This window comes from Nocardia sp. NPDC047654 (genome assembly GCF_043205035.1).
Taxonomy (GTDB): Bacteria; Actinomycetota; Actinomycetes; order Mycobacteriales; family Mycobacteriaceae; genus Nocardia.
Window position 1 is genome coordinate 1 of record NZ_JBIDDF010000041.1, and the last position, 2,459, is coordinate 2,459.

General features: G+C 67.4%; 3 protein-coding genes. 1 reads left to right on the forward strand and 2 read right to left on the reverse strand.

Annotation, left to right across the window (positions count from 1 at the left end):
• Window positions 1-368 (forward strand): C40 family peptidase (locus ACGF7Y_RS36430; protein ID WP_393242473.1); only part of this gene is annotated, 368 nt, incomplete at its 5' end.
• Between the two features lie 27 nt (window positions 369-395).
• Here the strand turns inward: ACGF7Y_RS36430 and ACGF7Y_RS36435 are convergent.
• Together ACGF7Y_RS36435 and ACGF7Y_RS36440 are read right to left on the reverse strand one after the other, a co-directional pair.
• Complete coding sequence (locus ACGF7Y_RS36435) at window positions 396-1,553, reverse strand: transglycosylase SLT domain-containing protein (protein WP_393242476.1); 1,158 nt, start codon at window positions 1,551-1,553, stop codon at window positions 396-398.
• A 460-nt stretch (window positions 1,554-2,013) separates the two neighbouring features.
• A partial coding sequence (locus tag ACGF7Y_RS36440; RefSeq protein ID WP_393242479.1) for a phage tail tip lysozyme occupies window positions 2,014-2,459 on the reverse strand: 446 nt, incomplete at its 5' end.

Consider the following 2,459-nt stretch of genomic DNA (forward strand, 5'->3'; position numbering starts at 1 on the left):
GTGCGACGGGTGCAGCCGCGAAGGCGATCCAGGTGGCCCTGGCCCAGCTCGGTGACCCGTACGTCTTCGGCGCGGAGGGGCCGAACGCTTTCGACTGCTCGGGCCTCATGCAATACGCGGCGGCCGCCGCCGGTGTGCGAATCCCACGAGTCGCGGCGGATCAATACCGGACACTGCCCAAGGTGAATCCCCGGGACATCAAGCCCGGAGACCTCATATTCCCGTCCGAATCGTTCAAAGGGGCGAACAATCCCGGCCACGTGATCATGTACATCGGCAACGGCATGTGCGTCGAGGCCCCGCACACCGGTGGCCACGTCCAATACCGGAAGCTGCCCGGCAGTTACGCGGCCGCACGCTGGGCATGACCATCCGACTCGATACCCACCTACAACTCAGTACCCCACGTACGAGCCGCCGCCTCGCATCTGCACGATCCCCGGCACATTGCTGACCGATCCGTATCGCTCGATGGCATAGCGCACGCCCGCGACGATATTGTCCACCGGATTCCAGATATCGCGGTGTCCCGGAACGGAATACGCGTTGAACGTCGGATCGATGGTCTGCATCAACCCTTTCGACGGAATTCCCGCCGCCGCGTTACTGTCCCAGAGATTGATCGCGTTCGGGTTGCCACCGGACTCGTGCTGGATGATCGCCGCGATGTCGGCCGGATCGATCTGACGCGTGTCGTAGCCGTGCTGCCGCAACACCTGCAAGGCTTCGTTGATCCATTGCCCCTGCTGGCCGGAGGGTCGCGTGCGTGGTGGACCGCCGCTGGGCCCGTGCATGCCGGAGTGCGACGTGCGGCGGGGCCGCCGCGGCTGGACGGGACGCGACTCACGTAGGTAGCGGTCGGCCAGGGCAGCCACCCGATCGGCGGTGAGCACTGCCGCGCCCTGCCCTTGGCCGAGCACGGTTCCCGCCCGTTGCAAGGCATTGTCCAAGGTGGAGATCACCAACTGCCTGCTCGCGTTGGCGTCCTGGACCTTGCCGAGCGCGGTGAGGGCGGTGTTCACCTCGGCGATGATCGCGCCGATCGCGGCGCGTCCCTGCGTGCTGTTGTCGACCGCGCCCCCCAGGATGCGTTCCAGCTCGGCGTTCATCGACTGTGTCGCATCGCCGTGGCGTGCTCGATTCTGATTGCTGTCGGCGTACCGGGAACCGAGCGCACCGTCCCACACGACGGGTCCGGTCGGCCGCGCCGCGCCGAGATCGGGCGGAGCGTACGACTGCCCGGTCACAGCCGTCGGTGGGCCGTCCCCATATTGGGCGGCGATGGCCGCCAACGCGCCCATCGCCGCGGCCGCCATGGGCGTGGACGAGCCCGCCATGCCGAGCGCTTCGGAGCGCGGAAGGGAGGTGGAACCCGAGGCAGCGGTTGTCTCGGATGCCGACGGTGCGTTCTGGGTGCGCCCCTGAGCCGTCGCGCCGGCCGGCCCCGCGGCGACCGGCGCACCTGCCTGCGCCCGGGGGATCGAGCTGGGAGCACCGCGCGTCGCGGACTTGGCGGGGCGGCGCGACGCGGCGGTGGTGGCGCTCGCACGCATGTCGCGAGGATCGCCGTTATCAGCGGAATCCCGTTCGGGCGGAGTGCGATCCATCGGAGCCATCAGTTCCCCCGATGCGCGCGGACGCTACGAACGGTGATCACAGAGGCAGCCATGATTCACCTTCCGCCGGATGCCCCGGTACGCGCGCTGCCGATCGCCGCACACGACCAGCGCGTGCTGGAGCCGGAAGAGTTCACTAACCGACGTGGCAATCGACGCCGATGGGTGAACGCATGCCGACTTGCCCGGCCGTCGGCTCACCCGACTCGGAATGCCTCTTCCCCGGCACTCGTCCCGAAACGTATCCGCAGCTTAATGCAGATATCTCTCGACCACGGACCGCCTGTTCCCGCTTGCGGGAATATCAGTGCCCCCGGTCCCGGCACGCGGCCGCGGGACTACCGCGATGCGTCTCCGTGGAGGAGCGCACCGAGCGACCGGCGAAGGCCGGACGACGTCACACGGCGACGTTGCGCATCGCCGAGGCAATGCTATTGGCGTAGGCGATGCGCTGCCCTCTCGCCTCACCGGAGCTTCTTTCGTAATACTGGTCGAAGACCGCCGCCGCGTAGGCGGGCGTCTGTGCGGCCCGGAGATATCCATACGCGGTGGATTCATTGCTGCGCAATTCGGCCATCATGTAATCGACCTGGACCTTCCAGTCGGTGACCGGCTTCCCGCGAGCTGCCGCGAACCGCTCCAGGGCCTGCCGTCGCCCACCCCGCCATTGACACAGACCGATAGCGCCTTCGCCCGAGTTGTACGCGCTGGTCTTGAAACCCGACTCGACCTGGATATTGCCCACGATCCCCGCGGCCTGCGCAGGGGTGAGTCCATGTTTCGATATGAGGTAGCGATAGACGTCCGCCGGATTGGCGTTCGAGCCCCCGGGAATGTTGTCGG

What these genes read in the sequence shown, in the direction of transcription:
- ACGF7Y_RS36435 (WP_393242476.1), bottom strand. Translation starts at nt 1,553, where the DNA reads ATGCGTGCGAGCGCCACCACCGCCGCGTCGCGCCGCCCCGCCAAGTCC.